At 62.8% G+C, this 19,663-nt stretch carries 18 protein-coding genes; 10 read left to right on the top strand and 8 right to left on the bottom strand.

Going from position 1 to position 19,663, the window contains the following annotated elements:
- Positions 1-17 precede the first annotated feature (17 nt).
- From LB554_RS10920 to LB554_RS10910, 3 genes are all read right to left on the bottom strand, one after another.
- A complete protein-coding gene (locus LB554_RS10920; RefSeq protein WP_015318633.1) occupies positions 18-1,130 on the bottom strand; it encodes an ABC transporter substrate-binding protein in 1,113 nt (370 codons plus the stop codon).
- A gap of 70 nt (positions 1,131-1,200) precedes the next feature.
- Positions 1,201-2,295: an ABC transporter ATP-binding protein gene (locus LB554_RS10915; protein WP_224584508.1), complete on the bottom strand. Its 1,095-nt coding sequence runs from the start codon at positions 2,293-2,295 to the stop codon at positions 1,201-1,203.
- A 122-nt stretch (positions 2,296-2,417) separates the two neighbouring features.
- On the bottom strand, positions 2,418-3,314 hold the full coding sequence (locus LB554_RS10910; RefSeq protein ID WP_224584506.1) for a LysR substrate-binding domain-containing protein: 897 nt from the start codon (positions 3,312-3,314) through the stop codon (positions 2,418-2,420).
- Between the two features lie 76 nt (positions 3,315-3,390).
- Between LB554_RS10910 and LB554_RS10905 the strand changes: the two genes are divergently transcribed.
- The 6 genes from LB554_RS10905 (at position 3,391) to LB554_RS10880 (ending at position 11,090) form a co-directional block, all read left to right on the top strand.
- Positions 3,391-4,977 carry an amidohydrolase gene (locus LB554_RS10905; RefSeq protein WP_224584495.1) on the top strand — a complete coding sequence of 529 codons (1,587 nt, stop codon included), beginning with the start codon at positions 3,391-3,393 and terminating at the stop codon, positions 4,975-4,977.
- Positions 4,978-5,018: 41 nt separating this feature from the next.
- Complete coding sequence (locus tag LB554_RS10900) at positions 5,019-5,951, top strand: dimethylarginine dimethylaminohydrolase family protein (RefSeq protein WP_140618562.1); 933 nt, start codon at positions 5,019-5,021, stop codon at positions 5,949-5,951.
- A gap of 223 nt (positions 5,952-6,174) precedes the next feature.
- On the top strand, positions 6,175-8,328 hold the full coding sequence (locus tag LB554_RS10895) for a transglycosylase domain-containing protein (RefSeq protein WP_224525848.1): 2,154 nt from the start codon (positions 6,175-6,177) through the stop codon (positions 8,326-8,328).
- Between the two features lie 109 nt (positions 8,329-8,437).
- Complete coding sequence (locus tag LB554_RS10890) at positions 8,438-9,022, top strand: DUF1214 domain-containing protein (protein ID WP_224525852.1); 585 nt, start codon at positions 8,438-8,440, stop codon at positions 9,020-9,022.
- Entirely contained in the window at positions 9,015-9,584 is a 570-nt protein-coding gene (locus LB554_RS10885) for a DUF1254 domain-containing protein (RefSeq protein ID WP_140618565.1), read from the top strand. The genes LB554_RS10890 and LB554_RS10885 overlap by 8 nt, the downstream gene beginning before the upstream one ends.
- A gap of 480 nt (positions 9,585-10,064) precedes the next feature.
- A complete protein-coding gene (locus LB554_RS10880) occupies positions 10,065-11,090 on the top strand; it encodes a hypothetical protein (protein WP_224525854.1) in 1,026 nt (341 codons plus the stop codon).
- Here LB554_RS10880 and LB554_RS10875 read toward each other — a convergent pair.
- The 3 genes from LB554_RS10875 to LB554_RS10865 all read right to left on the bottom strand — a co-directional run bounded on the left by LB554_RS10875 (position 11,068) and on the right by LB554_RS10865 (position 13,995).
- Positions 11,068-11,415 carry a DUF1491 family protein gene (locus LB554_RS10875; RefSeq protein WP_224525857.1) on the bottom strand — a complete coding sequence of 116 codons (348 nt, stop codon included), beginning with the start codon at positions 11,413-11,415 and terminating at the stop codon, positions 11,068-11,070. The two genes, LB554_RS10880 and LB554_RS10875, sit on opposite strands and share 23 nt — an antisense overlap.
- A gap of 71 nt (positions 11,416-11,486) precedes the next feature.
- Complete coding sequence (locus tag LB554_RS10870) at positions 11,487-12,269, bottom strand: peptidoglycan-binding protein (RefSeq protein ID WP_224525860.1); 783 nt, start codon at positions 12,267-12,269, stop codon at positions 11,487-11,489.
- Positions 12,244-13,995, bottom strand: coding sequence for a PAS domain-containing sensor histidine kinase (locus tag LB554_RS10865; RefSeq protein WP_224584493.1), 1,752 nt, complete (start codon positions 13,993-13,995; stop codon positions 12,244-12,246). The genes LB554_RS10870 and LB554_RS10865 overlap by 26 nt, the downstream gene beginning before the upstream one ends.
- Positions 13,996-14,529: 534 nt before the next feature.
- Here LB554_RS10865 and LB554_RS10860 point away from each other — a divergent pair.
- Both LB554_RS10860 and LB554_RS10855 read left to right on the top strand, forming a co-directional pair.
- Positions 14,530-14,877, top strand: coding sequence for a DUF5330 domain-containing protein (locus LB554_RS10860; RefSeq protein ID WP_015318646.1), 348 nt, complete (start codon positions 14,530-14,532; stop codon positions 14,875-14,877).
- A 100-nt stretch (positions 14,878-14,977) separates the two neighbouring features.
- Positions 14,978-15,406, top strand: coding sequence for a SufE family protein (locus tag LB554_RS10855; RefSeq protein WP_224584491.1), 429 nt, complete (start codon positions 14,978-14,980; stop codon positions 15,404-15,406).
- A gap of 87 nt (positions 15,407-15,493) precedes the next feature.
- On the opposite strand, the gene LB554_RS10850 is transcribed toward LB554_RS10855, so the two are convergent.
- Both LB554_RS10850 and LB554_RS10845 read right to left on the bottom strand, forming a co-directional pair.
- The gene (locus LB554_RS10850) at positions 15,494-15,922 is read right to left on the bottom strand and encodes a MucR family transcriptional regulator (protein WP_015318648.1); all 429 of its coding nucleotides are present in this window, start codon (positions 15,920-15,922) and stop codon (positions 15,494-15,496) included.
- A gap of 450 nt (positions 15,923-16,372) precedes the next feature.
- The gene (locus tag LB554_RS10845; protein WP_224584489.1) at positions 16,373-16,741 is read right to left on the bottom strand and encodes an SH3 domain-containing protein; all 369 of its coding nucleotides are present in this window, start codon (positions 16,739-16,741) and stop codon (positions 16,373-16,375) included.
- A 113-nt stretch (positions 16,742-16,854) separates the two neighbouring features.
- Between LB554_RS10845 and LB554_RS10840 the strand changes: the two genes are divergently transcribed.
- Together LB554_RS10840 and LB554_RS10835 are read left to right on the top strand one after the other, a co-directional pair.
- The gene (locus tag LB554_RS10840; RefSeq protein ID WP_224584487.1) at positions 16,855-18,954 is read left to right on the top strand and encodes a S9 family peptidase; all 2,100 of its coding nucleotides are present in this window, start codon (positions 16,855-16,857) and stop codon (positions 18,952-18,954) included.
- Between the two features lie 19 nt (positions 18,955-18,973).
- Complete coding sequence (locus LB554_RS10835) at positions 18,974-19,600, top strand: LysE family translocator (protein ID WP_140618579.1); 627 nt, start codon at positions 18,974-18,976, stop codon at positions 19,598-19,600.
- The last annotated feature ends 63 nt before the right edge of the window (positions 19,601-19,663 follow it).

The following is a 19,663-nucleotide window of genomic DNA, read 5'->3' as shown; positions in this document are numbered from 1 at the left end:
ATCAGCATCGCCGCCGGTCAGGCGGAGATGATCTTGGTGTATTCGTCGAGCGCCGGCCCATAGTTCTTGGCGTACCAGTCCATGTCGAGCGGGATCTGCTTCTTCATGTTCTCGGGATCGACGGGGTTGATGCGCTTCTTGTCGGCGGGGATCAGCGCGTCGGCCGCCGGATTGGCCGGACCTTGGCCAAGCTTGTCGAACATGACGAGCTGCTTTTCCGGATCCTGGGCGCTGGCGATGAACTTCATCGCCGCATCCTTGCCGCCTGGGTTGTTCTTGAGCACGGCCAGCGCGCCGGGCGAGATCAGGCCCTGGTCCCAGATGAACTTGATCTTGCCGCCGGAATCCTGCTCGATCAGCGAGGCGCGCGTCGACCAGACGATCGCCATGGAGGCTTCGCCATTGAGCAGCACGCTCTGGCTCTCGGCGCCGCCGCCCCAATAGGCGACGACGTTTTCCTTGAAGGCTGATATCTTGTCATGCGCACGTTTTAGGTCGAGCGGGTAGAGCGAAGCCGGCGCGATGCCGTCGGCCAAAAGGGCCGCTTCCCAGCTCGACACGCCCCATTTGTAGAGCGAACGCTTGCCCGGAAATTTCTTCACATCGAAGAAGTCGGCCATGCCGGTCGGTGCATCCTTGCCGTATTTCTCGGAATCGTAGGCGATGACATAGGAGAAGAAATAGGTCGAGGCGGCATAGTCCCAGCCGAAGCCCGGCCGCATCTTCTTCTTGTCGACGATGTTGTAGTCGATCGGCTCGAGCATGCCTTGGGCGCCGAGCGTAATGGCCGAGAACGGGTCGACGTCGACCAGGTCCCAGGTCGGGGCGCCGCTCTTGGACTGCGCGGCGATCGCGCCTTCGGTCGGGCCCGACCCGTCCATCTTGACCGTAATGCCGGTATCCTTGGTGAAGGCCTGGCCATAGGCCGCGTCGTAGGCCGTGATGGCATCGCCGCCCCAGTTGACCAGCACAAGTTCCTTTGCTGCGGCAAAGGCACCGGTCGAGCGCAGCAGCATCGGCGTGCCGGCGAGCACGAGGGCAGCGAGTTGCGCGAACTGCCGACGCGAGATCTCGCCGCGTCTCGTCCTTTCGGACAGCGTTTCGATGGCCTGTTTCTTGGTGTCGTTCATGTCAGTTCCCCTTTGTTTTCGTTGATTTTGATTCCGGAAGCCGGTGCGGCTGATCAGGCCGCGCCGGCGCTCATTGTCCTCCGTCCGGAAGGAGGAAACCCTTTTCCGCCGGCCATGTCAGCCACACGGAATTGCCCTTGCTGAGCGCCGCCGCCGCGACCTCGTTGGGCACCGAGACGGTGACTTTGGCACCTTGGCGCGTGGTGAGGTCGAGCTTGGTCGCCGCACCCAGATAGGTCGAGGCGATTGCCGTCGCGGCAATGCCGTTCTCTCCGGCGGCAGCCTCGCGCGCTATCGACATGTGTTCGGGCCGGATCGCCAGGATGGCGTCGCCACGTACCTTCTCAGCCTTGCAGTGCATGCTGACCGCGCGGTCCTCACAAAGGCCCGTCGAGCCGTTGTCGACGGCCTTAACCCCCTTCAGCGGCAGCATGTTGATCTCGCCGAGGAACTCGGCGACGAAGCGATTGTCCGGCCGGTCGTAGACCTCGTCCGGCGCGCCGACCTGCAGCAGTTTGCCATGATTGAAGATGGCGACGCGCGAAGACAGCGCCAGCGCCTCGCTCTGGTCGTGGGTAACGAAGACGAAGGTGGTGCCGGTCTCCTGGTGCAGGCGCTTCATCTCTGCCTGCATCTGGCCGCGCAGGCTCTTGTCCAGCGCCGAAAACGGCTCGTCGAGCAGGAGCACGCCCGGCTCGAACACCAGCGCGCGGGCAAGCGCGACGCGCTGCTGCTGGCCACCGGAAAGCTGCGAGGGCAATTTCCTCTCGTGGCCGACCAGACCGACGCGCTCGATCATCTCGCCGACACGCTTCTTGATCTCGGCGGCCGATTTCTTGCGGACCTTGAGCGGGAAGGCGATGTTGGCTTCGACGCTCATATGCGGAAAGAGCGCATAGCCCTGGAACACCATGCCGGCGGCACGCTGCTCGGCCGGGCGGTCGGTGATATCGGCGCCGTCGCTGAAAAGCCTGCCCTCGCTCGGCTGCACGAAGCCGGCCAGGATCATCAGGAAGGTGGTCTTGCCGGAGCCGGAAGGCCCAAGCAGCGTCAGGAACTCGCCGCGGCCTATGTCGAGCGTCAGATTGTCCAGAGCACGGAACGAGCCGAAGCTCTTGCCGATCCCGATTGCCTTGATCTCTGCGGCCCGGCCGGGTTGCTGCATCCTGCCTCTATCCTTACCGTTGAGCCAAATCGTAGGCAGGGCGGAAGCTCACCGCAACCGAATAGTTTTCGCCTGATCGGCAAATTTCATTCATCTATGGCGGGCTGGCGCCACGCTGCCTCTCAATAGGGCTGAATGCGGTTCTCGGAGAGAGTCGACCTCAGCCATCCCGCGAACGCTTCCAGGACCGGGTGCGAGGCCTTGGCGTGTTCGGAGACCAGAAAATAGGAGCGCGGCGATTTGATCGCGATGTCGAAAGGCCTGACCAGACGGCCTTCGCTCAGCGCACGGCGGCTGGTCAGTTCGTCACCCATGGCGATCCCCTGCCCGGCAATCGCCGCAGAGAAGACGAGGTTCATGTCGGAAAAGAAGATGCCGCCTTCGGTGTCCGGGTTTTCGACCTTGGACAGCGCCAGCCAGCGGGCCCAATCCTCGGTGTCGTCGAGATGGAGCAGATTGGCGCGCAGCACGTCCGCCGGCCGGGAAAAGCCGCCGACCTTGTTGAGCAGCGTCGGGCTGCAGAGCGGCGTGAACGAGATTTCGCACAACAGCTCGGCCATGCGGTTCGGCCAGTTGCCCACGCCAAAGGCGATGAAGGCGTCTGCGTCGGCATTGCTGACATCGTCGAGCCGTCGGGGCGTCAGGATGCGCAGCGCGACATCGGGGTACATCTGCCGGAACTCGCCGATATGGGTGCACAGGAACAGCGAGGCGAAGCCCGGCGTACAGGAGACGGCGAACGAGCCGCCGACGCCATTGCCGGCATCGCGCGTCACCGCGTCACCCAGCACGGTCAGCGCCTTGCGCACGTCGCTGGCATAGCGCTGCCCACGCGGGGTGAGCGCCACCCCCTTCCCGATCCGCTCCAGCAGATCGAAGCCGAGATCTCGCTCGAGCAGCCGCAATTGGTGGCTCACCGCGCTGCGGGTCAGGTGCAGTTCGTCGGCGGCGCGCCAGACGCTGCCATGTCTGGCAAAACTGTCGAGCGCGCGTAGCGCCTGTGTCGATGGGATTCTCAAGAGGTGAACCGAATTTGCATGAACCAGGAAAACATATCACTTTTTGGCGAGCCGCTTCACTGCTTTCTTCTAGAGCATGGAGAAACCGGTGACGACATCGGCGCAAGAGACCGCGCTTGCCTGCCTGGACGGCATCCAGCCCCTGCTGTCGGCATGGACACGCACCATTTTCGATTTCGGCGAGACCGCCTGGCGCGAGTACCAGTCGGCCGCCTGGTATGTCGATCGACTCAAGCGCGAGGGATTTTCGGTCGAGGAAGGCTCGGGCGGCATGCCGACCGCCTTTTGCGCCCATTGGACGAACGGTGCCGGACCGACAGTGGGCATGTATGCCGAATATGATGCCGTGCCCGGCAATTGCCAGGACGCCGTGACGGTGAGGCAGCCGCGACCTGGCCTTGGCGCCGAGGCCGGCGGCCATACCGACCCGCATTCGGGGCTCGGCATAGCAAGTCTCGGCGGCCTGCTCGCCACCAAAGCCGCCATGCAGCGCCACGACATTCAAGGCACGCTGCGCTTTACCGGCGAGCCGGCTGAGAAAGTGCGCGGTTCGAAGCCGATCCATGCGGCAAAAGGCTACTATGACGGCCTTGCCGGCATGATCTCCTTCCATCCCTTCTACATGCTGCCGCTCTGCAATACCGCGCGCTGGGACACGCATTGCGGCGCGGCCTACGCGATGATCTATCGCTTCGTCTGCGACGAACCCGAAAATTGGGTTCGCGCAAGCGACGGCGCACCGATCCCGCAGGCGCATTCGGCGGTCAGGGCACCGGGCGCCAACGATGCACTGATGACCATGTACATGGCTTCCAAGGCGTTGCGCGATTCCATGCTGCCACACCAGGGCGGCTGGTCGATCAGCGAGGCGATCCTGACGGCCGGCCAGGCCACGGCCGACAATCTGCCGGCGGGACTGGCCGAGATCCAGTACATGATCCGCGTGCCCGCCATCGGCATGGCCGAGCAGGTAACGGCGGTGCTCGACCGCAACGCCGCGGCCGCGGCCGCGATCAGCGGCTGCCGCTACGAGCGGCACTGGGTATCGAAGTCACGGCCTGGGCTCGCGAACCACGCCATGGCCGGGATTGCCTATGAAGCCCTGTCGACAGTCGGGCCGCCACGCTGGGACGAGGCCGCCAGAACGATCGCGCGGGAAATCCAGGTCAATGCCGGCGGCACTGCTACCGAAAACCCCTTTATCGACGAGCTTGAGCGGCTGATTTCGCCACAAGAGGCTGAGGCGATCCTGCGCCGCGACCTGCCGCCGTCCCAGGTGAACTCGACCTCCGACGACTACACCGACATGAGCTGGCACGCGCCGACCGCCCGCTTCTATGTCGCCCGCCCAGCGCTCCGCTCGGCGAATGGCAGCGCCTATCCCTCCTGGGTGATGAATGCGCTGGGCGGCATTCCCGCGACGATCGACCCGATGGTCATCTGCGCCGCCAAGACGGTCGCGCTGACGGCGCTGCGCCTGTTCGAGGACGAGACCGCCCGCGATGCGGCAATGGACGAGTTCACCACCCGTACCGGCGGCGGCGTCTGCGGTTCCAACTGGATCGCGCCGCTCTGCGACTACGACCCGCCGATCAACTTTCGCTGGCCGGAATATGTCACCACAGCGCGCGGCCGCGACTGGTGGATCCCAAGCAACGCATGACCTGACCAACCCTTTAGAACGAGCCCACGAGGAGAACCCGCATGACCGTCCATGACCGCATCATCGCCGAGCCGTTTTCGCTTCAACGCCGCAACCCGGCCGGCGGCACCCAGCCGCTGACCGTCTGGGGCTTCGCCAACGAAACCGACGTGTTGACCGACGTGCTGCTCGGATCGCCGAATTTCCTGCGCCACCTGTCGACCAGTTCGCTGTCGCGCAAGCACCTGCGTGAAGCCCCTTGCAACGTTCAGATCGCGCAGGCACAGCACAAGGATCTTGTCGCGGCCTACGAGCATTTCGGCGTCAACATTCACTGGCACGAGCCGACGCCGGAACTGCCGATGCAGGTCTATTCCCGCGATTCCAGCGTCATGACGCCTTATGGCGCCATTATCACCGCCATGGCCAACTGGTGGCGGCGCGGCGAGAACTACGCCGCCATCCGCACCTATGAAAAGCTCGGCATCCCGATCTACGACATGGTGACAGCCGGCACTTTCGAGGGCGGCGACTTCAATGTCATCGAGGACGGCGTGGTGCTGATCGGCTGCGGCGGCGCCCGCACGCAGGAGGAAGGCGCCCGGCAGGTGCAGGCCTGGTTCGAGAAGGAAGGCTGGGAGACACGCATTGCCTTCATCGACGAATATTACGTCCATATCGACCTGATGGTGGTGCCGATCGCCGAAAAGCTCACTGCCGTCTGCCTCGCCTGCACCGAGCCTGGCATCGTCGACTGGCTGAAGGGCAAGGGGCACGAGATCATCGACGTTCCCTTCCAGGACACGATGGCGCTCGGCTGCAACTTCATGTCGCTGGGCAAGGACCGGGTGATCGCGCCGACGTCCAGCAAGACGCTGATCGAAAAACTCAAGGCGCGCGGCTTCGAGGTCGCGGCCGTCGACATGAGCGAAATCTCCAAGACCGGCGGCGGTATCCATTGCATGGCACAGGCGCTGAAACGCGAGGCGGCCTGATAGTCGGGAAAACGGCAAAACAGCTCCCGCTCGCCGGATCGAGCACCTGGCGGGCGAGGAACCGGCCGCCGGCTACCTGGCTCTTCCATCAACAAACCGTGCCCCTGTGTCCTCGCCGCCCTTGTGAGTGTCCGTAAATGGATGAATAGTCGGACAGGGCGCCGCCCTGAAATTGCCCGCTTGCGGTTTTCAGGTCGCGCCAGAACCGAGCCGGGTTTTTTGAATGGTCAGCCCTGAACCACGCAAGAGAAGAGGTCCGATCGCCGCCTGGTTGCTGGCGCTGGACGCGTGGCTCGATTCCTCGCTCTATGAGATCGGGTTCAAGGCACGCCAGTTCTGGGAGGCCGCGACGATCTTCTCGCGGCGCTTCCGTCTCAAGGGTTGGCGCCGCGGCTTCATCGAACTTTTGAGCGAAGGTTTTACACTCGGCGCCGGCGGCATGGTGGTGATGCTGGCGCTGGCGATACCCGCTTTTCAGGACACTACCGGCGACTGGCGTGCCCAGGGCGACTTCGCCGTCACCTTCCTGGACCGCTATGGCAACGAGATCGGCCAGCGTGGCATCATCCAGCGCGATTCCGTGCCGGTCGACGAGATGCCGGACCATGTCATCAAGGCGGTGCTCGCCACCGAGGACCGCCGGTTTTTCGATCATTACGGTATCGACGTGCTCGGCCTGTCGCGCGCGATCTTCGAGAACGTGCGGGCGAATTCGGTCGTCCAGGGTGGCTCGAGCATCACCCAGCAGCTGGCCAAGAACCTGTTCCTGACCAATGAGCGCACGTTCGAGCGCAAGATCAAGGAGGCGTTCCTGTCGCTGTGGCTGGAGGCCAATCTGTCGAAGAAGGAAATCCTGCAGCTCTATCTCGACCGCGCCTATATGGGCGGTGGCACGTTCGGCATCGAGGCGGCGGCGGACTTCTATTTCGGCAAGAGCGTCAAGGACCTGAACCTTGCCGAGGCGGCGATGCTGGCCGGTCTGTTCAAGGCCCCGACCAAATACGCGCCGCATATCAACCTGCCGGCGGCGCGCGCGCGCGCCAACGTGGTGCTGTCCAACCTCGTCGATTCCGGCTTCATGACCGAAGGCCAGGTGCTGCAGGCCAGACTGCACCCGGCCGACGTCGTCGACCGCGGCGAACAGAAGAGCCCCGACTACTACCTTGACTGGGCCTTCGACGAGGTCAAGAAGATCGCCAAGCCAGGCCAGCACTCGCTGGTTGCCCACACCACCTTCGACGCCAACATCCAGAAGGCGGCGGAGGAGTCCGTCGAGTTCCACCTGCGCCAGTTCGGCAAGGAGTACAACGTCACCGAAGGGGCCGTGGTGGTCATCGAGACCAATGGCGCGGTGCGGGCGATCGTCGGCGGCCGCGATTACGGCGCCAGCCAGTTCAACCGCGCTACCAAGGCACTGCGCCAGACCGGCTCATCGTTCAAGCCCTATGTCTACGCCACGGCGATGGAACACGGCTTCACGCCGAACTCGATCATTTCTGGCGGGCCGATCAGCTGGGGCAACTGGTCGCCGCACAATTACAGCGGCGAGTCGGCGGGCAACATCACGCTGATCATGGCGATGGCCAAGTCGATCAACACCGTGCCGGTGCGGCTCGCCAAGGACCATCTCGGCATCGCGCCGATCAAGGCATTGGCGGAATCGTTTGGGGTGGAATCGCCGCTCGAAGGGCACAAGACGATGGTGCTCGGCACCTCGGGCATGACCGTGATGGACCAGGCGACGGGCTACAGCGTGTTCGCCCAGAATGGCTTCGTCGGTTCCCGGCACGGCATCACCCAGCTCGTAACCCGCACCGGCGACGTGGTGTATGACTGGACCAAGGACGCGCCGCCGCCGCATCGCGTCCTGTCCGAGCAGGCGCTGAAATCCATGAACACCATGCTGGCGGCCGTGCCGGTGATGGGCACGGCGCGGCGGGCGCAAATTCCCAACATCGTCGTCGCCGGCAAGACCGGCACCACGCAATCCTACCGCGATGCCTGGTTCGTCGGCTTTACCGGCAACTACACGGCCGCCGTGTGGCTGGGCAATGACGATTTCACCCCGACCAAGAACATGACCGGCGGCTCGCTGCCGGCGATGGTGTGGCAGCGGTTGATGGTCTACGCGCACCAGAACATCGACCTGAAGCCGATCCCGGGGATCGACAAGCCCTTCGTCGACGAGGAGGTCGCGGCCAAGGCCGCCGAGGCACAGAAGAAGAGCGAGGAGCAGGCAGCGGCCGATGCCGCCGCCGAGCGGCCGCCGGTGCTGTCCAGTCGAACCACACAGACGTTGCGGGACATGAGCCAGATGTTCCAGGCGGCCCCCAAACTCGACGCCCCCGCTCCACCCGAAACGTTGTCGGCACTGTGATATCCGCCCGCTGAGACAAGACCGACTGGCAAATCCATCACGCCTGCTTGCCACAAGGCCCCGGGCCGCGATATCCCCGAACGGCAATTCTGCGCGCACCTGGCCCTTCATGCTCAAGAACGCCTTCCTGATGCTGATTTCGCTAGCCATAGCCATTGGCGGAGGCGGTGCCAGCGTCTGGTATGCGCTGAAGATCCAGGACGGTGTCGGCGCAATCAGGATCGGCCAGTGGACTGCCTTCCCCGACATCGGCACACCGGCCGCGGACCCCTATTCCAAGGCCCGCGTGGCGCGCGAGGGCGTGCTGGCGCTTGGTCGCGCCGAGGGCCTGTCCTTCGTGGCGGAAAAGGATGCCGCCGGCGACCAGCTCAAGCGGGAATGCATCTACAGGATCGAGGGCGGATTTCCGACAGCGCGGTTCTGGACGCTTTATGCCGCCGATCAGTCGCTCGGCGTCGTCGAGACCGGCAAATCGCGGCTTGCGGCTCTTCAGTCCTACGAGGTGCTACGCCAACCGGACAATTCCGTGATTATATCCGTGGGCCATCACCCGATGCCGGGCAACTGGCTGCTGACCGACGGTTCTGGACGGATGTATTTCGTCCTGACCCTCTACGACACGCCGATCGCCAGCAGCACCGGCCTGTCAGACGTTTCGCTGCCCAGGATCGTCAAGGCGGGCTGCGATGCGTAGTTTGCGTGCCGCATTGCGCAGGCTTCTCCATGCCATCCTGCTCGGCCTCGTCGGCGCCGGCATCGTCCACATTGTCGTCCTGCTTCTGGTGCCGGAATTTTCGGAACGCGACGCCTGGTCGCGTCTCTCCATGGCTTCGGATCTCTACAAGATGAACCGGCTCGATGCCGAAGCGGGCGGCGCACCGGTGGTGAAATCGGTTGACCCGCTGTTCTACGCAACGGCCTGCCGCTTCGACCTCGAGGAAGGAATGGTCCGGATCAAGGCGCCGGGGGACGTCCCGTTCTGGTCGGTGTCGGTCTATGATCGCAGCGGTCACAACATCTATTCCTTCAACGACCACACGGCGGCGGGCGGCAAGCTGGATGCCGTCGTGCTGACGCCGGCGCAGATGATCGACGTGCGCAAGGACCTGCCCGAGGATCTTCAGGGAGCGATCTTCGTCGAGGCGCCTATCGATGAAGGCATCTTCGTCATCCGCAGCTTCGTACCCGACGAGAGCTGGAAGCCGATCGTGTCGCGCTTTCTCGATCAGAGTTCCTGCGAGTTGCAGGATTTCTAAGCCGCGATCCTCGATCGCTGATCCGGAGCAGAGGGCCTGACGGACCACACCATGGCTTCAGCAAAGCTCAGTGGTGAGGGACTGCTCAGTGATGGGGGACTGGCGTCCGTGGCGATCCCGGCTTGTCCGGCCCTGCAGGCCGGGCTTCGCCGGTGCTGGACCGTTCATAACGGATGCCGGGAAATATGATCACCGCCGCCGGTATTTCGGTGGTTTGCTTGGCTCGATTGGCCGGTGCCGCACGCGGCACGAAAGACAGTACCATGCCCATGATTCGCGCATTCCTCTCGGTTTCCCCGGAGCACAACGCAACGCCTCCAAATATCATTAAGGCCGGCAGAGGGTTAACGGAGCGCTAACGGATCGCGGCTAAATTGATCTTTGTTCCCGGGTCAGTGAGTTCTGACCGAGGCAATCGCGAAACCGACATAGTCCCGGTGCGCGAGGTCGAGTGTGTATCTGGTGTCAGGCGTATCCTTCGTGTCATCTTCGGATTTCAGGCAAATCGCGATAAGGACGCAAGCGGGAAAAGCCGAAAGGCTGTTCCGCGCCGCCGTTTCCGCGTTCTGCTCTCTGACGCGGCCGTCGCGCCGGGAGATCGGCCAACTCGAAGACCTGACGCTGCCTCTGTTCGATGATGTATCCGTCGAATCGCGGCGCTTCGTGGCAGCCGCCCTTTCCGAATGCGAATACGCACCCGCGGCCCTGGTGCGGCGCCTCTGCGAGGAACCGGTCGACATTGCCGCTCCACTGCTCATCCGCTCGCGCGCCGTCAGCGACATCGACCTGATCGCGCTGATTGGCCGGCATGGGCTGCCGCATGCGCGCGCCATAGCGCGGCGCAAGGACCTGAACCCGACGATCGCCGATCTGATCAGGGCGCTCGAAAGGCCAACCCTGGTGCGGACGCGGGATCCGGAAGCTGCCCCGGCGCAGAGCCTTGTCGTGAAGGCGCAAGCGACGGCGGACAGCGCGGAAACTCAGCAGACACCCGGCGTTGCCGCCGAGAGCGCGCGGCGTAAGCTGCGCTCCATGATGCGCACCGGCGACCAAGCCTTGGCGGCGAAGGTCGACGCGTTCCCCGGTGCGGACACCTTTGTCAAACTGCGCGAGACGGCACTGACGGGAAATGCCGCGTTCTTCCACACCGCGCTGGCGGACGCTCTCGACATTGATTTTTCGATTGCGCAATCGCTGACCTTCCACCAGAACTATGCGCCGCTGCTTGCGGCGCTGCGTTCGCTCGACTTCAGCGAGGACCGGGCATTCCTGATCACTGTCGCCGTCTATCCCGGCCTGTTCCCGCATCCCCAGGCCATCCGCGCCTATCTCGACCGCTACCGCCTGCTGCATCGCGACGCGGCCCTGGACAAAGTGCGGGAGTGGAAGGCCGAAACCCTGTCCAAGACGGTTCGCGGCAAGCCACCGGCAAACGGCGACAGCCGCAGGGCCTCCAACAGCGACGAAGCCGACGCCCCCGGCCTCAGGGCGTCTTCACGGAAATAAGCTCCTCGACGGGAACGCTCCCGGCCTCGATCTCGACCACCCAGATGTCGGGATCGAATTTTTTCTCGCGCTCCAGTCTCGCATCCAGCACGGCGGCATCATTGCCGGCGGCGAGAAGGCTGAAAAACCGGTCTTCGGGCTTGGCCGAATCGTAGCTTGTCTGCGGTGCCGGCCCGTAGAGAGCCGTTTCACCCAGCCTGCCCCGCGCCAGGATGAACACGGCCCCGGCCTCCGTCGCACCGCGATTGACCACGGCGGCAAATCCGCCGGCGCCGAAAACCCGGCGCAACAGGGCCGAGACCCACAGATCAGCGGTTACGCGCATGGAAGACTCCCGACGACATGCGGGCTCTCTACCGAAATTTCCCGTGCAGGGCGAGCCGTCGTTTTCTGCCGTCAGTTGGTGAGGCCGATCTCGCGCATCTTGACGTAGACGATCTCGTCGGGCTCGCCGGTCTGCGGCAAGCCGAACAGCGACTGGAATTCCTTGATCGCCGCCTTGGTACGTGCACCGACGACGCCATCCAGTTGCATGTCGTCATTGCCGAAGGCCTTCAGCCCGGCCTGGATCTTGACGATGCGGGGGTCAGGCCCCTGCAAAGCGGCGTTCGCCTGTGCCTCGTTGGTTTGCAAGGAAACGGGAACGGCGGCTGGCGGCATGTCAGGACGAGGTTGCGGTTTCGGCACGGCAGCCGTCTTCGGCGTTGCACCCAGTTGATCCAGGAGCAGTGCGTCGATCTCGCCCGAGGCGTTCAGCCCGACCCTCTGTTGATAGGCCTGTATGGCCTTGCGCGTGTTGGGGCCGGAGATGCCGTCGACGGTGCCGGAGTAGAAATCGAGGTCCTTCAATATGCCTTGCACCTGCTCGACCACCGGGTCGCCCTTGATCGGGGCGGGCGCGGCATTGGACCGCACGATGTTGATTGTCGTCTCGGGCTCGTCGGCGGCGGCGTGCGGAAAGCCCTGGAAATTGCGTGTGGCGAAAAACGCTCCGGCGTGCGGGAAAGGCTGATACCATAGCGCATTCGCCGAGACGTAGAACAGCGTCACCAGGAATGCGGTCGATCCTCCCACCAGGACGGGATTGCGCGAAATCATGCCGCCGACGGCGATGGCGCCGTCTTGAAAGGCATTGCCGCGGCGTTTGAGCGCCTTAGCCTGTTTTGCGGAGCGAGCCATTTCCGTCCCCTTTCGCCCTCGTCACCGGCATTGTCAGCACTCCGGTCGGGTTGGCGGGGCGCCCCTTCGGCCCGCCGACCGGCAGGCTGATGGTCACCGTGGTGCCCTCGCCCGGCATGCTTTCGATCGACATGGTCCCTTCATGCAAGGCCACCAGCCCCTTCACCAGGGAAAGGCCGAGACCCGTGCCCTCGAAACGGCGGGTATAGTCGTTCTGGATCTGCGTGAAGGGTTTGCCGAGATTGGCGAAATCCTCCTCGGCGATGCCGATACCGGTGTCCCTCACCCAGAAATGCAGACGTGAGCCGATCCGCTTGGCGCCGACGACGACATCGCCGCCGTCGGGGGTGAACTTGATCGCGTTGGAAACGAGGTTGATGAGCATCTGCTGTACGGCGCGGCGATCGGCATTGATATCGCCGGCGTCAGGGGCGATCTGCGTCTGCAGGTCGATATTCTTGGCCTGCGCCTGCAGCCGCATCATCGACTGGCACATGTCTACGGCTTCTACGAACCGGAACGGCTCCGGCTCGGTGGCGTAGACGCCCGATTCGATCCTCGACACGTCGAGTATGGATGTCACGACTGCCAGCAGATGCTGGCCCGAGTCCCGCACCAGACCGACATATTCCTTCTGGCGCGGATCCTTGAAGGTGCCGAACATCTCGTGCAGCAGCATGTCGGAGAAGCCGATGATGGCGTTCAACGGCGTGCGCAGTTCATGGCTCACGACTGCCAGGAACCGGCCCTTGGCCACTTCGGCGGCGGCCGCCGTCTCATTGGCTTGCGCCAGTTCTTCGCGCAGCCGCGCGGTCTCGTCATTCTGGCGCAGGACAAGCGTGAAGACGTCGCCTTGTTTCTCGCCACGCACCAGTTCGAGCGCGAATGGCTGGTAATTGTCGGCCACAAAGCCATTTCCATTGTGGGCGCCGTTGCCACTCTGGGGCAGCCTGATGCGCAAGTCGAGGCGGCGCGACCGTGCGCCGTCACGCATGTCGGCCAGGGCGCTGAGATAGGAGACGCGGTCCGACAGGTGCACCCGATCGAAGAGGCCCGTTCCGGACAACAGTTCAGGCGGCAATTTCAGAAGCGTACGCGACTTGGCGGATGCATCCACGATCTCGCCGTGGCGGGCGACCCGCAAGACCACCGCGTCGATGATGTCTTCCAGTCGATCACCCGCATCGAGCGTATCGGCCGCGCCGGCAGTGCCGCGAAAAGCCGATATGCGCGGGATGAGGGCCAGCGCCCAGGCCAATGGCACCAGCCAATGCCAGGCGGCGATGTGCGCATCCGTGAATGGAAGGAAGGCGGCCGACAAGGACTGAAGGGCGATGGCGATGACGGCTGTCGCGCCCCCCCACAATGCCGCACGCCGTGACGCGCCGATCCACCAGGCTTCGAATGGCAACGCCAGGGCAAGCATGGCGACAGGTGAACTCAATCCGCCGGCGGCACCGATGAGACCGGCAAGGGCAAGCGCCGCCATCGCCAGGGCGATCGGCCCCGCGGCAGCCATCTTGCCGGTAGCGGCTACCAGCAGGGCGACGAACCAGCACAGGCCGAAGGCCGCGAAAATGGCGGCCATGGTCACCGCGGCGCCCATCCCCGATGTAACCAGCGTGACCGCGGCACCCGCTGCAAAAAACGGCGCGGCCAGCATCACGCCGATGAAACGGCGCTGGCGCTCGCGGTCGCTCCGTTCGAGAACGCTGGGATGAACCATGCGCTCACAACCGGCCGCTATTGCACCAGGCAATTCAGCGTATCTGGCCTCGATCGGCATCAATTCAACGCACTCGCACTCGTCGTGAACAGCTCTGCTTTTGCAGATTGTCTTGGTTGGCTTTGAAACTCGCATCCAGCGTTTAAGGAATGGATAAGGCAGGGGCCGACCAAGGCCCGCCCTGCGGCAAATATCGGGATGACGGCGGCCGAAAACCCGGTCAAATGCAGCCATAGTAAACGGAGGGTTATCCTGGCGGCCCTGTCGTCGGACCGCGGGCCAAGTCGTCGAAGCCGCTTTATTTCCTCGAAGACACAATTCATTCAACGGGATAGATGGTTATCGAATGGTGAGAAGGATCGTTCCGATATGAAACAAATCGACAGCAAAACGCTTCGTTTCGAATTTGCCTAAAATTTGAGGAAAATTCTCGGCGATCGTGCAAGCCGTCCTTCGTGCCTGTGTGTCAACATCCTGCCCATAAAAGAGGTCATGCCATATGATGCATGATCCGGTCACGACGAGAGGCAAGGCATGTTCTTCCTGATAAGAATGGCTTTCTGGTTTTCACTGGTGCTGCTGGCGCTGCCGCTGGGTGTCGGGTCCGATGAAACGGGCCAGGAAAGCGTCGGGCCGATCCAGGCCCTGTTCGCGGCGCGAGACGCCGTCGGCGACATCGCCGGTATCTGCGAACGCAAGCCCGATGTCTGCGAGACGGGCAAGTCGGCGATGCACACCATCACCGCACGCGCCAAGGAAACTGCCAAGATCGCGGCGGCCATGCTGGACGACAAGTCCGCCGGCCCCGATACCTCGACAATGACGGGCAGCGTGCCGGAAGTCGTCCTGCCTGAAACGGTCAACCTGCCGATAAACAATTAAGCCGTCTCGACGGCGCACCGCGGGCAGTCTGCCCTCTCGACGCCCGCGGTGTCCTTGTTTTTTCCGTGACGCGGCGCCGCCGCGTGACTATATCCGGGTCATGACGACGACGATCCAGACGATCCGCGACGACTTCTCGTTCCTTGACGAATGGGAGGATCGTTATCGTTACGTCATCGAACTCGGCGAAGCGCTGCCGCCCTTTCCCGATGCGGAGCGCAACGCCACCAACAAGGTGCCAGGTTGCGTCAGCCAGGTCTGGCTGACCACCGAACGGGGTCCGGGCGCCGACCCCGTCATCACCTTCACCGGCGATTCGGACGCCCATATCGTGCGCGGACTGGTTGCGATCATGCTGGCGCTGTTTTCCGGAAAGACGGCCAGCGAAATCCAGAAAATCGATGCGGAATCGACGCTGAAGGCACTCGGCCTCGACGAGCACCTGTCGCCCCAGCGTGCCAACGGCCTTCGCTCGATGGTCAAGCGCATCAAACGCGACGCCGAGATGGCGCTCGCCCAGACTGCCTGACCGACCTGTCGATCTTCCACCCACCCCTGAAATCAAAACGGCGCCCGAAGGCGCCGTTTGATTTCAATCCAATCTGGCAAGCAGCGACTACCGCGCCGCCTTGCGCTTGCGGCCGAGGCCCATCTTCTTGGCAAGCTGCGAGCGGGCCGCCGCGTAATTCGGGGCAACCATAGGATAGCTTGGGTCCAGGTTCCACTTTTCACGATACTGATCGGGCGTCAGATCGTAGTGGGTCATCAGGTGACGCTTGAGCGACTTGAACTTCTTGCCGTCTTCAAGACAGACAATGTAGTCGTCATGAACCGAACGCTTCGGGTTGACAGCCGGCTTCTGCTTGTCGGCAGGCGCCTGTTCGACGGTTCCGCCCACACGCCCGAGGGCGGCATGGACATCGGATATCAGGTTCGGCAGTTCGCCGACCGGCACCGGATTGTTGCTGACATAGGCAGCCACCACGTCGGCGGTGAGCTCGATCAGCGCATCATTGTTTCTGGAAGGTGTTTCGACAATATCCATGGTCTTCAGGCCCCAACAAGAGTTACGTCGGTCTGTGCCCCTTTTTACAGGCAGGGCATTGCACGAATTTGCGCAGATAGAGCTGCCACGATTCGTGTCACGGGGACATCAATGCGGCCGCAGGTCAAGTAAGTCAATTCGTTGCGCGCATTATATTTATGAATCTTGATCAACTATTCCGCGATCAGCTTCAATCTTTCGTGCATCATGTAATTTTTCGATATTTCGCCCGCCAAACCGATAAAGCCTGACGTAACGTCAGTTCACCGTTACATTCGCGATAACTCACAAATCAGGTTTCAATGCTCTCGTTTGCTTTGCCGTCGCTTCGGCAAACTTGGTTGTTCGCATCTGTCCTCAAAACCACAGGTTGCCGCTCCTCTCTGTCGGGCAGGCAACCAGGCGACATGCCCGCCGGCCGAACCAGTCGGGGCCAAAATCGATGGTCGTTCAATACGGGATGATATATCTGCCATAGGCCCAGCCGGTCACGAAGGTGCCGTTCTTGGCCGGCTCATGCCAGACTTCGCACCAGCGATAGCGAACCGTCTGCTGCTGTTTCCATGCCGGTTGATTGGCGATATCGAGCAGGTTTATGCCGCCGGTGCATCGTCCGGTCATCTGCAGGACGATCCCGTTCGGATAGGCTGCCTGCTTCTGGGATGTTCCCGACGGATATTTGCGCACATTGAGCGTGTCGCCGAACGGCACATTGGCCACTTGCCAAGCCGAAAATACGGTCGCATGAGACTGGCCGGCAAAGACCAGACTTAGCGAAGCGACGGCGAAAGCCGCAGCAATACGAGACCGAATAGTCATCTTCTCTCCCCCGGCCGTCGCATGGGCCGACACCAACTCTACGCCACGGCTCTTGAACCTGCCCTGATCGGCGTGTTCATTCGTCATTCAAGATATTTCCAGAGCGAGACGCAATGACCAGGACTTCCCGATTTCCAATCGCCAGCGCCCCTGCCCCCGAGAAAAGGCCCGTCTCGGACACGCATCACGGCATCACGCGAACCGATGAATATGCCTGGCTGCGAGCGGATAACTGGCAAGAAATGTTCAGGGATCCTTCCTTGCTCGATCCTGGGATCCGCGCCGAACTCGAAGCCGAGAATGCCTATCAGTCGACGCTGATGGCCGACACGTCAGATCTGCAAAAGCAGCTTTTCAAGGAAATGAAGGGCCGCATCAAGGAAGATGATTCTTCCGTTCCTATGAAGGACGGGCCTTATGCCTACGGCTCTTCCTTCAAGCTCGGCGGCGAGCAGCCGCGCTATTTCCGAACGCCGCGCGGCGGCGGACCCGAGCAGATCCTGCTCGACGGCGACGCCGAGGCCGAGGGCAAGGCCTATTTCCGGCTTGGCGGCGTCGATCATTCGGCCGATCATAGCAAGTTGCTATGGGCGTTCGACGACAAGGGTTCGGAATTCTACACGCTGCGTGTGCGCGACCTTGCCGACGGCAAGGAGCTGGCGGACCAGATACAGGCCACCGGCGGTTCGGGGGTCTGGGACGCGGGCAATGACGGGTTCTTCTATACGCGTCTCGACCCAAACCACCGGCCGTCGAAGGTGCTGTTCCACGCACTGGGGCAGGCCCCTGAAAACGACCGGCTGATCTACGAGGAAACCGACCCCGGCTTCTTCATGAACGTCGACGGGACCCGCAACAACCAATGGATCATGATCGGCATCAACGATCACGAGACTTCGGAATACCGCCTGTTGAGCGCCAGCGATCCATTTGCCGAGCCGAAGCTGGTTTCGGCGCGCGAGACCGGCCTTCAATATGAACTTGAGGAAGGCGGCGATATCTTCTTCGTCCTGACCAACGCGGACGGTGCCAAGGACTTCAAGATCATGACGGCGCCGGCGAGCGACCCGGTCCGCGCCAACTGGCAGGAACTGGTGCCGCATGAACCCGGCCGGCTGATCCTGTCGGTGATCGGCTTCAAGGACCACATGGTGCGGCTCGAGCGCAAGGAAGGCCTGCCGCGCATCGTCGTGCGGGATCGGGCCAGCGGCGAAGAGCATCTGATTTCCTTCGATGAGGAAGCCTTCTCGCTCGGCCTTTCAGGGTCCCTGGAATACGGCACCGAGATGATGCGTTTTTCCTACTCGTCGATGACGACACCGTCGCAGATGTTCGACTACAACATGCGCACTCGTGAGCGTGTGCTGCTCAAGACCCAGGAAGTGCCGTCCGGCCACGATCCGCATCTCTACGTCACGAGGCGGCTGATGGCGCCGGCGGCCGATGGCGAACTGGTGCCGATCTCGCTTCTGCATCACCGCGACACGCCGCTGGATGGCTCCGCGCCATGCCTGCTCTACGGTTACGGCTCCTACGGTATCACCGTGCCGGCCGCCTTCAACACCAACTGGTTCTCGCTGGTGGACCGTGGGTTCGTGTTTGCCATTGCCCACGTGCGCGGCGGCAAGGACAAGGGATATGGCTGGTACGACGACGGCAAGCGGGCGCACAAGATGAACACCTTCACCGATTTCATCGCCTGCGCCCGCCACCTCGTTGCCGAGCGCTATACCGCGCATGACCGAATCGTCGCGCAAGGCGGCTCGGCCGGCGGTATGCTGATGGGCGCCATCGCCAACATGGCGCCGGATTGCTTCGGCGGCATCGTGGCCGAGGTTCCCTTCGTCGATGTACTCACCACCATGCTCGATGCAACGCTGCCGCTGACCCCGCCGGAATGGCCGGAATGGGGCAATCCGATCGCGTCGGCCGACGATTACCTGACGATCGCCGCCTATTCGCCATACGACAATGTCGCCGCGCTCGACTATCCGCCGATCCTGGCGCTCGCCGGTCTCACCGATCCGCGCGTCACCTATTGGGAGCCGGCCAAATGGGTTGCGCGGCTGCGCGACCGCAAGAGCGGCGACAATCCGGTACTGTTCAGGATCAACATGGATTCCGGCCATGCCGGTGCCTCCGGCCGGTTTTCACGCCTGGAGGAGATCGCCTATACTTATGCCTTCACGCTGAAGGTGACGGACAAGGCATAGCTCACGGAGGAACGCCGCGATGATCGATCTGGCCACAGCGATAGCTTACATCGCGGTTGTGCTCGGCTTTGTCTTCATTCCTGGCCCGGCCACGCTGTTGACGATCGCCCGCGCAACGAGTTCGGGGACGAGAGTCGGAATCGCCACAGGCGGCGGGATCGCGGCCGGCGATGTGTTTCATACCGCCATGGCGATGGTTGGGATCTCGGCGATCATCGCCACATCGGCGACGCTGTTCAGCATCGTAAAGTATATCGGCGCAGCCTACCTCGTTTACCTCGGCATTCGGGCCATCATCGAGAAAGCGCCAACCGATCCGACCGCCGGCGCGCTTGCAAGCTCCGCCGGCAAGGCGTTTCGACAGGCTGTCCTGACCGAGGTGCTCAACCCCAAGACCGCGCTTTTCTTCCTGGCGTTCCTGCCTCAGTTCGTGCGGCCCGAAAACGGATCAGTGATGGTTCAATTGGCCGTATTGGGGATCATCTTCGTCATGCTGGGGCTTTTCAGCACGGTCGTGTTTGCCGTGAGCGCAGGGCGGCTCGGCAGTTTCCTGCGCCGAAATCCGACAGTGCTGAAATGGCAAGGCAAGGTTGTCGGCGGCATCTACTGCGCCCTGGGTGTCCGCCTCGCCTTGCAAGAGCGCTGAGGCCAGGCGACCCACGTCTGCTGGCAGGCCTGATGATCATCACTTTTGAATTCCGCGCGGCTC

It is taken from the genome of Mesorhizobium sp. CO1-1-11, assembly GCF_020164995.1.
Taxonomy (GTDB): Bacteria; Pseudomonadota; Alphaproteobacteria; order Rhizobiales; family Rhizobiaceae; genus Mesorhizobium; species Mesorhizobium australicum.
This window is presented reverse-complemented; position numbering and strand designations above follow the sequence as displayed.

Bases quoted from the DNA above. Each gene is read 5' to 3' on its own strand.
- LB554_RS10920 (WP_015318633.1), bottom strand. From the start codon at position 1,130: ATGAACGACACCAAGAAACAGGCCATCGAAACGCTGTCCGAAAGGACG.
- LB554_RS10915 (WP_224584508.1), bottom strand. From the start codon at position 2,295: ATGCAGCAACCCGGCCGGGCCGCAGAGATCAAGGCAATCGGGATCGGC.
- LB554_RS10905 (WP_224584495.1), top strand. From the start codon at position 3,391: ATGGAGAAACCGGTGACGACATCGGCGCAAGAGACCGCGCTTGCCTGC.
- LB554_RS10900 (WP_140618562.1), top strand. From the start codon at position 5,019: ATGACCGTCCATGACCGCATCATCGCCGAGCCGTTTTCGCTTCAACGC.
- LB554_RS10895 (WP_224525848.1), top strand. From the start codon at position 6,175: ATGGTCAGCCCTGAACCACGCAAGAGAAGAGGTCCGATCGCCGCCTGG.
- LB554_RS10890 (WP_224525852.1), top strand. From the start codon at position 8,438: ATGCTCAAGAACGCCTTCCTGATGCTGATTTCGCTAGCCATAGCCATT.
- LB554_RS10885 (WP_140618565.1), top strand. From the start codon at position 9,015: ATGCGTAGTTTGCGTGCCGCATTGCGCAGGCTTCTCCATGCCATCCTG.
- LB554_RS10875 (WP_224525857.1), bottom strand. From the start codon at position 11,415: ATGCGCGTAACCGCTGATCTGTGGGTCTCGGCCCTGTTGCGCCGGGTT.
- LB554_RS10870 (WP_224525860.1), bottom strand. From the start codon at position 12,269: ATGGCTCGCTCCGCAAAACAGGCTAAGGCGCTCAAACGCCGCGGCAAT.
- LB554_RS10865 (WP_224584493.1), bottom strand. From the start codon at position 13,995: ATGGTTCATCCCAGCGTTCTCGAACGGAGCGACCGCGAGCGCCAGCGC.
- LB554_RS10860 (WP_015318646.1), top strand. From the start codon at position 14,530: ATGTTCTTCCTGATAAGAATGGCTTTCTGGTTTTCACTGGTGCTGCTG.
- LB554_RS10855 (WP_224584491.1), top strand. From the start codon at position 14,978: ATGACGACGACGATCCAGACGATCCGCGACGACTTCTCGTTCCTTGAC.
- LB554_RS10850 (WP_015318648.1), bottom strand. From the start codon at position 15,922: ATGGATATTGTCGAAACACCTTCCAGAAACAATGATGCGCTGATCGAG.
- LB554_RS10845 (WP_224584489.1), bottom strand. From the start codon at position 16,741: ATGACTATTCGGTCTCGTATTGCTGCGGCTTTCGCCGTCGCTTCGCTA.
- LB554_RS10840 (WP_224584487.1), top strand. From the start codon at position 16,855: ATGACCAGGACTTCCCGATTTCCAATCGCCAGCGCCCCTGCCCCCGAG.
- LB554_RS10835 (WP_140618579.1), top strand. From the start codon at position 18,974: ATGATCGATCTGGCCACAGCGATAGCTTACATCGCGGTTGTGCTCGGC.